This is a genomic window from Planctobacterium sp. AWM4_229 (assembly GCF_056160305.1).
On sequence record NZ_JBSWWX010000014.1, the window covers coordinates 1 to 16,478 of the forward strand.

The 16,478-nt window shown below is 43.0% G+C and carries 13 protein-coding genes; 2 read left to right on the forward strand and 11 right to left on the reverse strand.

Annotation, left to right across the window (positions count from 1 at the left end):
• The coding region (locus tag ACXAGP_RS21365) for an EF-Tu C-terminal domain-related protein (RefSeq protein WP_474517820.1) at positions 1-80 on the forward strand (80 nt) is incomplete at its 5' end.
• 1,058 nt (positions 81-1,138) lie between these two features.
• On the opposite strand, the gene ACXAGP_RS21370 is transcribed toward ACXAGP_RS21365, so the two are convergent.
• From ACXAGP_RS21370 to ACXAGP_RS21390, 5 genes are all read right to left on the reverse strand, one after another.
• Complete coding sequence (locus tag ACXAGP_RS21370) at positions 1,139-3,070, reverse strand: NACHT domain-containing protein (RefSeq protein ID WP_475263803.1); 1,932 nt, start codon at positions 3,068-3,070, stop codon at positions 1,139-1,141.
• A 27-nt stretch (positions 3,071-3,097) separates the two neighbouring features.
• Positions 3,098-4,231 (reverse strand): GmrSD restriction endonuclease domain-containing protein, encoded by a 1,134-nt coding sequence (locus tag ACXAGP_RS21375; RefSeq protein ID WP_475263804.1) that lies wholly within the window; start codon positions 4,229-4,231, stop codon positions 3,098-3,100.
• Positions 4,232-4,758: 527 nt separating this feature from the next.
• A complete protein-coding gene (locus ACXAGP_RS21380) occupies positions 4,759-5,865 on the reverse strand; it encodes a hypothetical protein (protein WP_475263806.1) in 1,107 nt (368 codons plus the stop codon).
• 198 nt (positions 5,866-6,063) lie between these two features.
• Entirely contained in the window at positions 6,064-7,215 is a 1,152-nt protein-coding gene (locus tag ACXAGP_RS21385; RefSeq protein ID WP_475263807.1) for a nuclear transport factor 2 family protein, read from the reverse strand.
• Between the two features lie 197 nt (positions 7,216-7,412).
• Entirely contained in the window at positions 7,413-8,438 is a 1,026-nt protein-coding gene (locus tag ACXAGP_RS21390) for a helix-turn-helix domain-containing protein (protein WP_475263808.1), read from the reverse strand.
• 89 nt (positions 8,439-8,527) lie between these two features.
• On the opposite strand from ACXAGP_RS21390, the gene ACXAGP_RS21395 reads away from it, so the two are divergent.
• On the forward strand, positions 8,528-8,788 hold the full coding sequence (locus tag ACXAGP_RS21395) for a DUF6356 family protein (protein WP_475263810.1): 261 nt from the start codon (positions 8,528-8,530) through the stop codon (positions 8,786-8,788).
• 94 nt (positions 8,789-8,882) lie between these two features.
• Here ACXAGP_RS21395 and ACXAGP_RS21400 read toward each other — a convergent pair whose 3' ends face one another.
• From ACXAGP_RS21400 to ACXAGP_RS21425, 6 genes are all read right to left on the reverse strand, one after another.
• Entirely contained in the window at positions 8,883-9,986 is a 1,104-nt protein-coding gene (locus ACXAGP_RS21400; protein WP_475263811.1) for a LamG domain-containing protein, read from the reverse strand.
• A gap of 106 nt (positions 9,987-10,092) precedes the next feature.
• The gene (locus ACXAGP_RS21405; RefSeq protein ID WP_475263813.1) at positions 10,093-11,523 is read right to left on the reverse strand and encodes a sensor histidine kinase; all 1,431 of its coding nucleotides are present in this window, start codon (positions 11,521-11,523) and stop codon (positions 10,093-10,095) included.
• A gap of 18 nt (positions 11,524-11,541) precedes the next feature.
• On the reverse strand, positions 11,542-12,285 hold the full coding sequence (locus ACXAGP_RS21410) for a response regulator transcription factor (protein WP_475263814.1): 744 nt from the start codon (positions 12,283-12,285) through the stop codon (positions 11,542-11,544).
• Positions 12,286-12,432: 147 nt separating this feature from the next.
• Complete coding sequence (locus ACXAGP_RS21415) at positions 12,433-13,113, reverse strand: Fe2+-dependent dioxygenase (protein ID WP_475263815.1); 681 nt, start codon at positions 13,111-13,113, stop codon at positions 12,433-12,435.
• 25 nt (positions 13,114-13,138) lie between these two features.
• Positions 13,139-15,412 (reverse strand): TonB-dependent receptor, encoded by a 2,274-nt coding sequence (locus tag ACXAGP_RS21420; protein ID WP_475263817.1) that lies wholly within the window; start codon positions 15,410-15,412, stop codon positions 13,139-13,141.
• A 117-nt stretch (positions 15,413-15,529) separates the two neighbouring features.
• The gene (locus tag ACXAGP_RS21425; protein ID WP_475263818.1) at positions 15,530-16,255 is read right to left on the reverse strand and encodes a type 2 periplasmic-binding domain-containing protein; all 726 of its coding nucleotides are present in this window, start codon (positions 16,253-16,255) and stop codon (positions 15,530-15,532) included.
• Between the last annotated feature and the right edge of the window lie 223 nt (positions 16,256-16,478).

Sequence of the window (16,478 nt, forward strand, 5' to 3'; positions counted from 1 at the left end):
TGGACGAAGGTCTGCGCTTCGCAATCCGTGAAGGTGGAAGAACTGTTGGTGCGGGCGTAGTTTCCAAGATCCTTGATTAATTTCGAAGATTGCACTTAAAGTAAGAAGGCGCTCTGTGAGCGCCTTTTTTGATTGTGCGCCCGCCAAAACAGTTCTGGAGCCTTCATGGAGTGACAAATTTGTCAGGAACAAATTTGAACGCGCTTTAGCGCGGCCCCGAAGGGGCGGAGGGCAGGGACAGCCCGGAGTAACGTGGTCGTACAGGTCGAAAACTGCACCTGCGTTTTCGACACTTCCGCCATTCATGGCGGTCGTAGGCGCCGGCGTAGTTTCAAAAATTCTTGACTAATAATTTTTGAACGAAGCATACAAAAAAGCCGCTTTTAGCGGTTTTTTTTTGTCTGGCGCCAGCTGTACGACCACAGGTGGGTGAGACGCGCCCGGAAATTGTGATAAAAATGTCTGGAACATTTTTAAACATCCGAAGGATGGCCCGAAGGGCGAAGGACAGGAGTCCGGAGTAATACCTGGAGCAATTTCAGCGTCGAACGCGAGGCAAGTGGACGCCGAGCTGGAAGCCCTTACCATGGATGGTTTAAACCTGTGAGTGTGCCAGACAGATGCTTTTGATTACTTCAAGGACGAGTTCACCGTACTGCAAAAATAGCTCTAAGGTTAACACCACACGTTAAAGAAGGTCGCGCAAGCGGCCTTTTTTGTATCTGTGGGTTGAGCGCCATGGATGGCGTGAATGTCTTTTTTGCAGGGAGCAAAAAAAGACCAGTTCGACAAAATTAGTTAAAGGTAGCCACTGTTTTCCAGATGAGGAGCTCGTTATTCGGGGCGGCGTCGATTTTTGTTCCCGACAAAATCGACATTCATTACGTCCCTGTAATTTGAGCAGGGACAGCCCGGAGTAACGTGGTCGTACAGGTCGAAAACTGCTCCTGCGTTTTCGACGCTTCCGCCATTAATGGCGGTCGTAGGTGCTGGTGTTGGCCGAAAATTGCTCCTGTGTTTTCGGCATTTCCGCCTTCCATGGCGGTCATATCTAAAATCTTGGACTAATATCTAAGGTTAACACCACACATTAAATAAGGTCGCGCAAGCTGCCTTTTTTGTATCTGTAGGTTCTGCTTTAGCTGGACAAAGACTTTGAATTCTTTCTGTTTTCGTACTCTTTGACTAGGTCTGGCTTCGCTATCTTCATGATTTGCTCGGGGACAAATAAATAATTCGGTAAATGATCTGATTCATTAACTACAATACTTTTTTGCAACTTAAAAACTTCTCTGTCGTATAACTTATCCTCAATAGTGAAGGAATTTAAGAAAGCCGGATTTCTATTTTTTTCTATAATTACCCTCGAAAATTTTACAAAGTTGTACAATAGTTCATCAATTGCAAAAAGGCTCAGTTGCCCATAAGAGTCAGCATTGACACAGTTTTCGTAATAAACCGTATATAGATAAATGAATGCTCTGCAGACATCGTTATTACTATTGAACGTAGGCTTTTCCAATAAAAGCCTATCAATAAATGTCATCATAAATTCAATTTTTTGAATTCTAAGCTTTTCCGCTCCTTGCAGTGATCTTCGGATATTTTGAACGCGTCTATTTGGGGTGTCGGTTTTTAAGAACTTTTCAAAAAATGTATCAACTAAACTGCAAAAATATAAACTTGAATTTGAGGAAATACTGATAGAAATCGCTAGTTCATTAGGAATTGTCAAAAGAAAATGAGGATCACTTTCTATATAGGGGAGTTTGACAAGATAATCGGCGGTTAGATACTCTTGAATCGATTTATGACAAAATTCGTATGAGGTTGAATCCACTTGCAAAAACAATCCATTGTGAGATTCAATTTCGTTTAGAACGACTTTTGAATCACTAATATCTAAATCGAAGTCTGTGCAAATCTCTTCATATGCATTAATTATCAACTCCCTGTCAAAATAACTAGTGTTTGATGCTTTTGCTAATTCATAAGCTAACCTAGACAGAAAGTCCTGTTTTCTGTCCTGCTCAAAACTCAAGAATTTAGATTTTCTTGAAACTCTCCTTTGTTCGTCCCATTCTTCAACAAGTAATTGAACGATTTTCTTATAAACGGTTTTGGGTTTATCAGGAATTTTGCCTACCCTTTCGTATATAGCGCAAAGATGCGCTATTGTTAATGGTCTGACCGCTGTGTCATAAAACGGCGTAGATTTAATTGCACTAAGAAAGTTTTCAGCGTTCTTTGTAAGCCATTTTTTTGCGAATTGCTCTATTTGGCGATCACTTAATGGGCTAATTTCTAGTACGTCAACTTTATCAAGTGCATAGGGGAAGTCAGCTGTACGTGAAGTTAAGACTACTTTAGTTTTAATTAATGACTTTGTAAGTGTTTCAAACTGATCCAGAAAAGCTTCTTTCTTCACATTCGACAGCTCATCAAACCCATCAAAAATGACCAGTGGCATTAATTCTTCCAATGCTGTGAATACGCTAACCCTAGTCGAGTAGTTTTTTGTGTTTTCTTTATTTTCACTTCTAACATTCAATTCGTTATTGGATGAAGTTTGTATATTTAAAATCGTGGCAAGTTCACTAAAAATGTCGAAGTTACTGATAGAGTTGAACCCTCTTAACCTCAGTACAATGGGGAATTGAAGATTTTGAGCATACTTTTCCTCATTTAAAAGCTTTGACGCAACTAATTTGAGTGACGTAGTTTTACCAGCTCCGGGTTGGCCCAGAATAATGATGTGATTAGTCAGATTGTTGAATACATTTTTGAGTGACTTTTTTTTCAAATTTTCATATTTTTCAATCTTTTGGCGGGAAGGCATTACACTTAAATCAAGGTTTACATAAACAGATCTAGTTTTCTTCTTTTTTCCTAAGTCTAGGAAGTTAATTTCTTCAGACCATTTGGCAACATATGTTAGGTGATCGGAAAGGGAGGCGTGCATGTCAACTTCTTTTGTTTCTAATGCAATTCCTTTACTTATTAAAACATCGGTAATCTTGTTAAATGTTCTTGCCAGTGCTGTTTTTAAAAGGATTTCAGCTATCATCATTAGCTACCGGTAGTTATAGGGGCATTTTTAAATGTCCTGGCATTGTGAAAAATAATCAACTGCTAAGTTAACTCTTTGTAGGACCCTTGTTTTACCCGACGCCGATGAACCAGTCAAAGCTCTGAAATTTTTGTTAGTTTTGAGACCAATTATCTTTTTCTCTAGCTCACTCAATTCAAGTTTTTCAATAAAATTGAAATTTTTCGAGATTCCAACAGTTACTGCGTCAAACATACTTGTAGAGAAATTGTTTCCTTCCAGTTTAAATACTTCGGGGCCTAGTGGTTTAATCAATCTGAGCGTTGATGATAACATATCTGCTACATCGGATTTAAATGCAGAACCGACGGCCTCTCTCATATAATTTGTCATGTGCTCCCCGATTGAACCGTTCACAAATGTATGAGGCGAATCGAAAATTGACATGAATCTTAATACTAGTTCTTGAAGGTAAAGAGTATCTTTTTGCTTTTGTGAAGGTGAAACTAAAAATTCTAGTACCGGATCTAATGAATAGATTTCTAGTTTTTCATTAAAGTCTTCACTTACGCCCCTGTAAATGCAATTTCGTATTTCTTGGTCTGTTAGAGAGGAACCACCAGTATTTAGTCTGTTGAATAACTCATATCTCATGTCATAATCACTGTTCCACCGTATTATTTCAATTCGACACGTAGCTCTTTTTATATTTAACAAATACTTGTTTGGTAGTGTACTAGAACTAAACCCTTTAAGATTTTTTACTAAATCTGTTTCATCAAAAGACCAAAAGTTTTTGTTACGAAGGTCATGTTTTATCTTTAATATCCCGAAAAATGATAAAAGTGAGGATACACGTTGAAGTCCGTCAACTAACTCCCATTTCCCCTGCTCGTTTTCAGCAACAAAAATAGGTGGAATAGGAATGCCCAATAAGATTGACTCTACAAAGCGACTCATTTGAAAGTCTGACCACCTGAATAATCTCTGAAAAGCAGGGCGAATAACAATTTCATCTCGCTCGTACATAGATAATATTTCGCCAAATGACATGTCCAGTCTATCAGTAGATAAACTGTTTCTTCTAAAGCGTACTTCCTTGTCTAAGTCCTTATTTAATTCTGAACAATCTAGATTTAATTCAAAGTTATGATTGTTTCTAATGTTTGACGGGTTACTCAAAACTCTTTGTTCCTACATTTTTCCTAGAGTATGTATATCAAGATTAATCGTGTTCACTTAATGATAAGGAAAAAAATTCCTTTTTTTAAAGTCTCTAATTTTAATAACTCACATGCTAATAAGGTGAACTAAATCTACCTTGCCACACTTCCTTGTAAGTGAAAAGAAAAACATATTCAAAATGGGGTATGAATTCAGGTAGATTGAGGCTTCTAAACTTGTGACTGCTACAATGGGAAAAATAGTTACAAGGCTGTGCTGTCTTGTCGTTAAGTTTTCGAAGGGAAATAGTTCGAATGTCGGGGAGGCTAAATGGCCAATGATGGTAGAGATCTGACTAATAAACTTTTGGGCCAACCATTATTTATACCTTTGAACAGTGATACAAATTCAGTATAACAAATCATCTACGATGAATCCAAATCAAAAAACATTGCAGGTATATAAAGTTACCGCTCTTGTTGAGAAAAGGTAATATAAATGGTCTGATAGCGCAAACAGATCACCAGTTAAATTGGTAATAGTTGTCACATCCGATACCCCATCTCTAAATTTCCGCACTGTCTTTCATTGTCTCTTAGCCAGCAAATCCACAGTCGTTCTGCTTCTGACGACAGCATCAGGCGGAAGCCGTCAAAGGTATTTTGATTAATATCTACGGTTTCGTAGGATTGAATAACATCGTTGATTTGTAATAGCTCGGTAGCTTTGGCTGTTACGCTGGTGACTCTGGCACCTTGTGCGTCCGGGGTGATGGTTAAGCCGCTGCGATCTGGCAGGTTTTTAACATGATGGCGGTTGTTTTCCTGGTAGTACAAAGTACCTCTCTTAGCATCAATAATGAGGTTAAACCGAGAGAGTACGGCGTTGCCAACTTTGCCGATGGGGTGATCGTTTGAAATCTGCTTGTCTGGCACTTCACTGAGCGGCGTGTTGATCAGCGGCCAGATAATGGCATGGTCGCCGAGGTAAGTTCTGTCCAGAGGATAAACCTCAAATTCCTGATACCCATCCACATCAAAGTCGGGCGTGATGTAGGAATACAGCGGTGTCAGTTTCTCTCCCAATTGGGACTTGCTCAACAGGAAGTCTTGATTAAAGCCGGTATCTAAAGCGAACTCAAGGTATTGCGATTGTTTACCCAGTGTCAGGGGCATTTCGATAACTAATTGCTGCTGCACTGTTTTTAAAGGCATAGTTGACCAATGTTCATTTGCTGAGTTGATGCCCTTATCAAACAGGCGAGGAGGGTGCAGGGTGATGCGCTGTGTATCGTAGTTAATTTCCAGGATTTTGTGTATAAACAAATCCTGCCCTACGATGCCAGCAATATAACTGAGATGGTTCTTATGTGGGTGCTTACTATCGCTTTTATGCAAAGGGATTGATAGGTTGCCAATTGCAACGGAATCCATCTCTGCTTCTGTGGCTTGACTGTGTTCGCTTGTGAGCAAGCGAGTGTGTTGCGCTCTGGTATCTAATACAAATTCCATGGATTTGCCGTTAACCGTTACCGGCAGAAGAATATGGTTGTTGAGCAGTCGAAATGGGATGTGAATGGACTTTTGCTTACTTAAAAGCGCACAGCCATTCAATAGCAACAGTAGCAGGGGAATTGTAAAAATCGCTCTCATTCAGCTTTCGCTCTCACTCAGATGTTGTTTTTATTGTTATCGGTAAGAACGGGCTACTGTAGCAAAAGGGGTTAAGTGAGGTGAAAATATTTTCTGTTGGAGTTAATAAAGCGTCGTAAAAAAGGAGCCTGAGTATTTGAAAGAATTTTTTGCACACAATTTCAAACACCCTGACCCCTTAAAAACAGCCTTAATAAACTAGTTCATCGCCTTATCCAAAATCGCCATTATCTTTTCTGCGACGACTTTGCTGGATTGATAGTTGGTGCCAGTTACGATGCGTCCATCTACTTCAACATGGGCTTCGTGCCGTCCTCCGTATAAAAACTCTCCGCCGCGCTGTTCAATGGTTTGTTCTATAGAGAATGGAAACTCCTGATAATAGGCTGCGCTGACTTTTTCATATTCATCCGGGTAACCGCTAACGCGTTTGCCTTTAACCAGGTAGCTGCCATCATCCAGTTTTAAATTGACGATACCCGCAGTGCCATGACACACCGAAGAAACAATGCCCTGTTGTCTTTGGTAAATGGCCATCGAGATATCTTGCAGGGTTTGATTCTCTGCCACCTCGTACATGGCGTTACCTCCGCCTACATAGTGTACGGCAGCATAGTTTTCTGGATTAATGTCTTGTGGGGCTTTGGTATTGGCCAGGGCAAACATAAAATCTTGATCGTAGATATATTTTCTGTGCAGTGGGTTGGAGGTGTTGATGTAAGAAAGGGGGATTGAACCGCCTTGAGTACTCACAAAGTCAACATTGTAACCGCCTTGTTCAAATGTGTGGTAAGCATTTACTAACTCGGAAAAGCTCACGCCCGTAGCAAGGTCAGAGTCCCCGTGAAATTGGGCACTGGAAACAATAAACAAAATGCGTTTGCCGTTGCGTTTTTCTTCAGTACGGGTGGCAGCTTTATTGATGATTTGCCAACGGCCTTCTAATTTTTTCAGCAAAAACATATCAATGAGACGCAGGTTGCGTTTTGGATACAAGATTTCTGCTTTGGCTGTGGCGATATTGCCTACGATGTCAATGGCCAATATTTCACCGATACGACCATTGTACTGCCCCTCTATCTGCCCTTCAAACCAACTAATATACTCAGCAGCAGGTACTATCCAATTGGGATCGTCTTTTTTTTCCAGGTTTAAAACCGCTGTGTCACTAAACGCTTGTTTGATCACGTCTGGCTGATTATAGGATGTGCCCTGAAAATACAGGTTCAGGGTTTCAATGATGGCGGATTGTTCTTTGTCTTCCGTATTTGCCGAAGCAAACTGAATTTGCCAGCTGCACAGCACCAAAATGCTAAGTCGCAGCATCGAGAATAATGATTTGATGGTCATAAAACACCTTTGCAAGTCTTATCGTGAAGTTGCAGCGATGTTATTGAATACGGGAGTGTATATCTCTTTGGGTTATAAAACCGTATTACTGAATTATAAATTCATAAGAAAACTGAAGTAACACAGTAGCTGAATGTCTTTCAGTAAGAGGTTTGTACTTGCAATTGAAGCCCCTTATCTCTCAGGTGGAATCGGCTTCAGTTAAATTGCTGTCGATAGCGAGCTGGTGTGGTGTTCTCCTGTCGCTTAAAGGCATTGTAAAAGGTGGATTGGGAATTAAACCCCGAGCGCTCTGCTACCAGCTCCAGACTCAGTTGTGGTGTTTTGCCTAATAAACGCTTTGCTTCTTCAATGCGATACTGGTTAACAAACTGATTGAATGAGCTATTGAGGTTGTCGTTCAGCAGCTGCGACAACTGCGGTACATTTACGCCCGTTAGTTTAGCGAGTTGTGGCAGTGTCAAATTAGCATCTGTGAAACGCTTTTCTGATACCATTTGATGTTTTAGTTTTTCAATCAAGGCTTGCGCCTGTTGCTCATCAATTTTCTTGTTTTGATAACGAGCCGCTTGTTTTTTACTTCGTTCATAAAGTAGCAGTAAAACGGTCAAATAAAGTAAAAATGAAAAGGAGAGGGCACCGACGATATAACTGGTATAACTGGAGGTAAAATAGGCCAGCCATACGGCAAATGTTCCAAGCCATGCCGTTGCTTGAATATTGGTTTCTGCGTCCAGCGGCGTTTTAAGACTCTGTCTAAAGCGCGCTTTAATGGCGGGTATGGCCATAGGTAAGCTCAGTAATAAGTAACCCAGCCAAATGTAGTTGATAATGCGGTACATTAAACCGTTGATTTCCGGAGTGTTCTCCTGAAATGGGAAATAAATCGCTGCCAATAGCGCAATGCCTGAAAGTGAGGCGAGGTGCCATTGCCAGGCGTGCTGCGTGGCTTTACCAGAGTTTTGGTGGGCTTGAAAATAAAAATACAGGGCCGGACCAATTAAAAAGCAGGCGGACAACCCAATTTGGCGATAGACGTAATCAAGCTCTGCTGAAAAAAACAAAAATACCGATTTACCTATGCGCACGCTGATCATAAAAATCAGCATCGCTAAAAAGCGGTTAGCCAATGTCGCTGGTTTACGCGTGAATAACCAGATTGCTAACAGTAAACCGTTAAACGCACCCAGCAGGCTAAAGAAAAATAACAGTTGAGAAGACATTGCTAAATTATTTTCCTGTAATACATTCCAACTCATTTTTCAGAGTTACATACCGATACAAGTATTAGAGAAAGGCGAAGGTAGATATTATGCTGAAAAAACTTTTCATTGAACATCCTGATAGTGTAAATGAATCTTATCGTGAACATTTTCTGGTTGCTATGGGTTTTTCCTTTAAGCTGCTTATCGCTGCTTTAGCGTGCCTGGTGCATGCCCTAGTTCCGGGTTTATTTGTAAAAACCGCCAGCAACTTAATGCGCGAGTTGTATTCTTCAATGGTAGTTAACCGGGTCAGAAACAATTGTCTGAGGGATAAAAAAGAGCAAGATGTTATTGAATATATGATTTGACGGGAAGGCGCAATTGTATGGTCAGAGAGCCGGAAAGTGAATTCAAGCCCGCTGACCTTTTGATGTTGAGAGTTTTAAAAGCGATAAGGGTGGGTTACTCCCAAGCGGCAGTCCAACCCCAGCCACCAAAGGTTTCTGATACCGCTATTACCAGATCATTTTTACCTTCCTGTAATGAAAGGCCGACGGCATCATGTAGGCCGATGGTGCCTAAAAAGCGGTAGTCACGCTGTTTCCAACCGGCATTTCCGGCAAATACCAGTTTACCATTTAAAAATATCTGCACACGGTCGGAATAGCCAAAGCGCAGCTTTTTCATTTCTGCTTTGTCTGACTCAATGCTTTCGTGAATGAGCACGGTATTGGCTTTATCTGCGATACCACCCAGTTTTGCCAGGTTGGCTATCCCGTTGCTTTCGACTTCGAGAGATTGCCAGTTAAGTTTATCGATATCTAAATCCAGCCAATGATTATGACCAACGGTATCTTCAGGTACTGGCTCACTCACTTTAAAGCTGCGTATTAACCCATTTGCCAGGGCAGGTGTTTCTTTGGCTGTACCTACAATCTTGTCATCAGGAGTTAGCGCTCTTACCTGCAAGTTACTAAAGTACACAGGCGTTTTCTCGATACTGAACATCCAAAGTCCCAAACGGCCAGTTTTAATATCGGTCTTTAAATCTGGTACGTGCAGGGTGGGTTCATTGGAATTGACATAAATGTCGGCTTTATCACCTTTTACGACGATTTTCACTTTGTTCCAGTCGTTAAAGTCGTATTTAGCTGCGCTAATGGCGTTGTCATCAGAAAAGATCTGCCACGAAGAGATACCATTCACCACAGGCATGTATTGCATGGCGTCAGGCTTTTTATTGAGATGGGCGCGCAAATAGATGTTTTCGAAATGATTGTCGCTTTCTGCCCGCATAATCAGGCCAAAGAAGGTGTGAGATTCATCCATCGCGGCATCAAACTCAATCACGCCGTCAGACAGAGTCATGTCGCTAAACCAATAACGACCACCTGTGACTTGCAAGGCTGATCGGCCGCGATATTCCATTACTGTGGCATTTTCCGGATTGCCCTCTAATTGATAGTTTTCAAACTCAATCGCCGAGCTTTGCACACTGGCAAAAAGCAACCCTACTGCGCTTGTAAATTTAGCCGCTTGGCGAGCGTATGTGATGAGGTTTGGCATGACACTGTCTCCTGTGGGTTTATGCACTTTAAACAGGAGTTAGTGTTATGGATTACTGTCAATTTTTTATCAAGATTCCTCTGATAACATCGCTGTGAATGTAAATTTATGTGTCTGAATCTTCTCTGATGGCAGCGCCGCAGGGCAAAGTGATAATGAAACAAGCGCCGCAAGGCTTACCAGATTGATAGCGAATATTGCCTTGCATACGCAAAAGCAACCCTTTAACTATCGCCAACCCTAAACCAGACCCCCCTGAGTTGCGATTCCGTGATTTTTCAGCCCGGTAAAAACGGTCAAAAATATGGGGTACGTCCGACTCATCAATGCCCGGTCCATTGTCACAGAAAGTGATTGCCACGTTGTTGTCTTGTTCTATCGCAGATACTTCCACATGTAATTGTTCTGGCTTGGCCCGTCGGGCGTTTTCCAACAGATTTAACATGATTTGGCGGAAACGCAGTTCATCGGTGCGCACGCTGAGTGTGTCGGAAATATTGAGGTTAATGGTTATTCCTTGACGTTTTTGGCTTAACAGACAGTCTTCCATCAGTTCGAGTAGTGGGATGTTGTGCAAGTTGAGACAAATTTGACCTGAATCAGTTTGTGCCAGATCTTGAAAATCACTGATAAGTTGCTGTAACAACATAACTTCGTTAGCCACCGTATGATGAAACTCGTCATTGTCGGTGATCAGTCGCAATTGCAAGGCTTCTAATTGGCCTTTGATATTAGTGACCGGGGTGCGTAATTCATGGGCGATGTCAGATACCAGTTGCTGTCTGAGTTTTTCTGTTTCGGTAAGGGCTTGTGTAGCACGGTTAAAGGTATCGGTTAGCGCTTTAAGTTCAGTGGTGCTGCCACTACTGGTTAGCGGACTTGGGATGTCGCCAAGACGAAGACGCTCAGAAGCCTCGGTAATTCCAGCGATGGGGCGCATCATCCTGTTAATTGTCCACACAGCAAATACGGCAATCAGTATCAGCGTTACGCCTACCCAAATCCCGGACTGCTGCCAGATTCGCCAAGCAAATTCGCTGCCTGCTAACATCAACGGTTTAGCCTCAACTGTCATTGCCCAGCCTTCGATATCTCCTGCTGCGTTTTTCAGGGGTAATGACTCTGCGACAGCCAGATCATAAGCCATAACTTCGTCACTATCAGAGAACAACCGCACAACACCAGAGCCATGAAACACCACTTGAGCATAGGTAAAGCGCGATTTGCTGGCACAATGTACTGTTTGATTGTTGTCGGTGAGCACCACATCCATAGTGAGCAAGCTGGCATCCAGTTTATCCACCACCTGACAGGCTCCCCGCATGCCATTTTCTTTATAGTGTGCTAATAACTGAGCTTGAATGGCGCTGGGGTTTTGCTCTGCTAGTGCTTGCCAATTGGTGCGCTGGACATCAAAGTTACTGCGCGTCGCTTGATGAATGATAACAGCGACGATGGCAATACCAATTGTTGCGGTGAGCAGCATCAGAGACACTACTCTGAACGTTAAACTTCGGGTAAATTGCAGCGTTTGCATGAGATTCTCAGTTGCCGTCTATTGGTTATTTGTTTCTGTATTGCTGACTAAACTATTGCAGCTTTGTGGGGCAATGTCTTCAAGCCGATAGCCAATGCCCATTTCGGAGTGTAGGTATCGAGGTTGGCCTTTAGGCTCTTTAAGCTTTTTGCGCAAACTCCACATGTGAGTATCGATAGTGCGTTCAAACCCTTCATATTGCTCACCCAGAGCTTGGGTAATTAACTGTTCCCGTGTGAACACTCTGCCAATCTGTTTAATCATTGTATGCAAAATTGCATACTCACTTTTAGTCAGTTTGACTTCTTCCTCGTCCAGCCAAACTTTGCGTTTATCTTGCAGTAGCACAATGTTACCTAGTTGGATATTTTGGGGCGCGCGCTCTCGAGTCGAAGCATGTCGCAGACAATTTTTAATGCGCGCTAACAACTCTTTTGAGCCAAAAGGTTTGCAGACATAGTCGTTGGCTCCATTTTCCAGACCATTCACAATGTCATCTTCACTGGATTTGGCCGTCAACATCACAATGGGAATGTCACTGGTTTGTCTGATTTTCTGACAAACCGTTAAACCATCAATGCCTGGCATCATGATATCCAGCAGGATGAGCGCATATTTTTTGCTTTGAAATTCAATAAGTGCTTCTGAACCATTGGCAACACAGTCCACCTCGTAGCCTGCACCATTGAGGAAAATACTCAGGGTTTTTGCTGTGGTGTGGTTGTCTTCAACAACCAGAATGTGTTGTGTGCCGATGGTCACGGGAAACGCTATTCCTTACCTGGGGTTTGGTTATAGCAATAGCATAGCATTGTCAGGAAGTTATCAAGAAACCCTGGTATCAAGAGAAATCAAATGTCTCGAAATAATGGCCTAAGGCCTGTTCCTGAAATGTTTATTGGAATGGTATTAGACATCTGAAAATTTTCGGATCATGTTGTGGTATACATGATGCAGACTATCTAATTGCTGTCGCGAAACCTTATCATTAGCCGACAATTGTTGAATGTTCTGGTCCAGCTCAAACAGCATTTCACGGATGTGGGTATCCTTTACCAGGCTTTGCATCCAGGTAATAGCGGCTAAGCGCACTCCCGATGTAACTGGGGTAACCTGATGTAAACTGCTCGAAGGGTAAACGACGGCATCCCCTGCCTGAGGTTTAACCCGGTTTTCGCCAAACTCAGTGCGAATCACCAGTTCCCCCCCTTCGTATTCATCAGGCTCTGACAAGAACAAGGTCATGGACATATCTGAACGCAGTACCTCATTAGATTCAGGTAGTCGCATGATGGCTGCATCCACATGGAAGCCATAAGTTTCCCCTTCGGCAAAACGGTTGAAGCAAGGGGGGAATATTTTGTGGGGTAAGACCGATGACACTAGCCTTGCTGTTTCGCCGTAGCGTGCCAGCAAGGAGTTACAGAGCTCTTTAACGGTTGCATTTTTAGGGTCGGCCTGGCCGTTGAGTTTTACCTCAGCAGCCATTCCCATTGCGGTGCCTTTACCATCCAGCCATGGCACTTGATTGAGGTGTTTTCGGAAAACCTCTACTTCATTTTTATTTAGTAGTTGTTCAATCAAGACCATGAACCGGATCCTCTTTTACGTATTATTAAAACTGATAGGTCATTGTGGCACGTAGCGACTGACGGTCGCCAATGTACATAAACTTAGGTGCCCTGTAAGTGGAGGTATAGTACTCCTTGTCCAACACGTTACCAACGTTCAGGCGCGTACTCAGTACCTCAGAAAAGTTGTATGAGGCAAATAGATTAATCACGCGGTACGCTGGCACTTCGGGACCTGTAGAGCCCGTATCGGGTTGGCCACCAGTCATTTTGTCCTTGTAGGTAAAGTCCCCACCAAAGGCAAAATCTTCCGTCAACTGATAGCGCGCCTGCCCATAAAAGCTTTTATTGGCGAACAGAGCCAATGGCAGACCGACACTATCAGGGTTTGATGCCGATTGCAGAATTTCTGAATCCATAATAGCGGTGCTCACTTGAATGCTTAAAGCGTCCGTTAGTTGGCCGTTTAGGGCAAACTCTACACCCGTTACTTCATGTTTCCCGGTATTGAGTGCGCCCGTTACATCGTAGCCGCGGCCGGCACCTTCCATAATGTCATCTTTGGTCAGGCGAAATGCAGCAAGTTGCAGGAATAATTGTTCATCGTTCAACGACATTTTTGTGCCGACTTCAAGGTTGGTGACGGCTTCTGGTTCCGCTTCGGCGCTGCCATCTGAGTCAGTGCATATTCCACCGTAGCCGCAGTTGGCTCCCACATCAGATTCACCACCATTGATGTTGGTTGCAGTACCGTAGGAGGCGTAAACGTTGATGTCGTCTACCACTTCATACACCGCGCCTAAGTGGCCGTTGGTTAGCGTGTCTGAAAACTCATAAAGTGCTTCTCCATTGCGGCCGTTGGCGAGGTTACTGTAATCATAAGAATCGAGACGAATGCCGGCAAATACCATTAGTTTTTCAGTTAATTGCATTGTATCCATTAAAGATATCGCGCTAACCTGATAACTGTAATCTGAACTAAAATCACCCTGGATTGCAGTGCTGCGATCAATGATATTGTTGAAATTGGCAACGGTATTACCACTGCTGTCTAATACGCAGAAGTTTTCTCTGACACCGCCGCGTCCAGCAGACCAGCAGTTTGTTTCAGCGACTGACCCCGTATTTGTGTAACGACCGTTTAATACGGAATAGTCAGCATACTCGGCACTGATCAGAAATTTGTGTTCCGTACTACCCAGCATCGTGTCTGCAAACAGATTGAATTGAGTCGCGAAATGCTCAATGTCTTGGTAATTGGAGTGACTTCCAAACGTAAAGGTACCGAAACCATTGGTGCCTGCATTGGCGTCTTCTTCTGTGCTATAACCCGTGGTTCCACCTGCGCTGGTAGCGACATAACCATTTTCGGTTTCACCGTAGCGGGTAATATTGTAAAGCTTCCAGGTATCATTGAGCTGATATTCAATTCGCAACGTTGAGGACCAGGCTTCCGACTCCATGAAATCACCTTGTTGCGCATACACAGGAATGTCTTCTAAAATTTCATCATTGACCACAGTGGAGCCAAAATCGGGAATATCTTCTGCTTTGAGATAGTAAATGTCAGCCCAAACTCGGGTCTTGTCACTGTCGTCGTATAAACCAGAAAGTAAAATACCATCGCGATTTCTCTCTGCGCCATCTCGTTTAGGCGCATCCTCGGTCGCTGTCATGACATTGATACGAGTTGCGACGTTTTCGCTCAGCGGCGTATTAACATCAACTGATGCTCGTAGATAATTATCTGTACCTACGCCAACATCTACGCGCCCAAAGTCATAGCCCAATGAAGCTTTTTTAGTAATACTGTTGACTGCACCACCTGAAGAGCCTCTGCCAGCAAAAGTCGAACTTGGCCCTTTGGTTATTTCAATTTGTTCAACCGAAAAGCTCTCGCGGGTGTTCATGCCTGGATCTCGCAGACCGTCAACAAACACATCAGAACGCGCCTCATGACCGCGGATAATGTAACGGTCGCCGAAGGCATTGCCGTTTTCACCTGTACCTAAAGTCACCCCCGCTTGTGTTGATAAGACTTCTTTTAAATCAGAACGTCCTGATTCTTCAATTTGGTCCTTGGTGAGTACCGTGATTGTTGCAGGTGTATCCACTAAATCCACCAAGCGGCGTAAATCGCCGGACTTTTTAACGCTGTAGAGCGAATCCCTGACACCGTGAATTTTGATGAGTTCTATGGAGCGTTGCTCTTTAGATTGTTCGGTTTCTGAATTTGCCTCATCGGCATGTGCTGTTGCCATGCCGAGAGCGAGTGTGCTGATCAAGGCTGTTGAGCCTAGTTTGGTCTTGCTGTTCATGTGTTTTTTATTCCCTGTTAGTTGCGGACGCACATAATAGTAAATAAAAATGCAAATGAGAATAGTTATCAATAAATTTAAGTTTTAAAGCATGTCGAAAGGCACACTGTTGTCATTCTAAGGATTTTGGGAAATTGAACTCAATATGGTTTCTGGCGCACGTAATCCATACTGCTGTTTTAGCGCAGACACCTCGATGGGGTGATTGGCGATAAAGGCATCCAGTTGCTTCAGAAAAGCGGGGTGTTTATAGGTAGAAATGCTAAATCCTACAATATCGTAGGGCAAGTCCGGATCCAGGGTTAGATTTGTTAATTGCGGATGAGTATCAATAAGATGCATGGCTACGTGAAATTCGATATCCGCCCCCGAAACTCGTTGTCTTTGAACCAGCTCCAGTGCTTTCAATGCATCCGCCACTTGCACCAAACGCACTTCGTTCTGGTCTATTCTTTGTTGCCATTTGATAGGCGTAAAACCAAATGGCACCACCAGAGACTTAAATTCCCTTAAGCCTTTATCTTTTTGCCGCGTATGCACAATAGTGCCACCTAAAACCTGAGTGATGGGCTTGCTATAGTATTTGCTCAACTGGCGGTTAACAGGCTTTTTACCCCAATTGGGATTATCTGGATAGGCGAGGTCTACAACCCCTTGTTCCAGGGCAAGATGCAGGCGTTTGTTGGGTAGGGCCACAAAAACCAGCTCCAGGTTGTATTGTTTGGCAAACAGTTTTAATAATGATGAGAGATACCCGGGCCGCTCAGGATTCACAAAGTCATAATGAGGGTAATAGCCAATATTCTCTGAACCAATGACGTAAACGGGTTTGCTGCTATCCACAGCGCCCACCTGCTGACATACCCCATGTAAAGGCACATATAGTAACAACGAGCAAAGGATTATCCACCATCGAATGTCTAACAATGCGCGCCTTCGTGAGTGATTGCAGTCGATTTAAGTATGGGTAATAAAGTTCGGTTGAGCAAATTCAGGCGGAAGGTGAACCTGGGATGAGTACTACTAAAGTCTCAATTGACACAAATGTCACTTGAGGTTATTTTTT

Coding starts and splice junctions, on each gene's coding strand:
- ACXAGP_RS21380 (WP_475263806.1), bottom strand. CDS start 5,865: ATGAGAGCGATTTTTACAATTCCCCTGCTACTGTTGCTATTGAATGGC.
- ACXAGP_RS21390 (WP_475263808.1), bottom strand. CDS start 8,438: ATGTCTTCTCAACTGTTATTTTTCTTTAGCCTGCTGGGTGCGTTTAAC.
- ACXAGP_RS21385 (WP_475263807.1), bottom strand. CDS start 7,215: ATGACCATCAAATCATTATTCTCGATGCTGCGACTTAGCATTTTGGTG.
- ACXAGP_RS21420 (WP_475263817.1), bottom strand. CDS start 15,412: ATGAACAGCAAGACCAAACTAGGCTCAACAGCCTTGATCAGCACACTC.
- ACXAGP_RS21370 (WP_475263803.1), bottom strand. CDS start 3,070: ATGATGATAGCTGAAATCCTTTTAAAAACAGCACTGGCAAGAACATTT.
- ACXAGP_RS21400 (WP_475263811.1), bottom strand. CDS start 9,986: ATGCCAAACCTCATCACATACGCTCGCCAAGCGGCTAAATTTACAAGC.
- ACXAGP_RS21405 (WP_475263813.1), bottom strand. CDS start 11,523: ATGCAAACGCTGCAATTTACCCGAAGTTTAACGTTCAGAGTAGTGTCT.
- ACXAGP_RS21395 (WP_475263810.1), top strand. CDS start 8,528: ATGCTGAAAAAACTTTTCATTGAACATCCTGATAGTGTAAATGAATCT.
- ACXAGP_RS21415 (WP_475263815.1), bottom strand. CDS start 13,113: ATGGTCTTGATTGAACAACTACTAAATAAAAATGAAGTAGAGGTTTTC.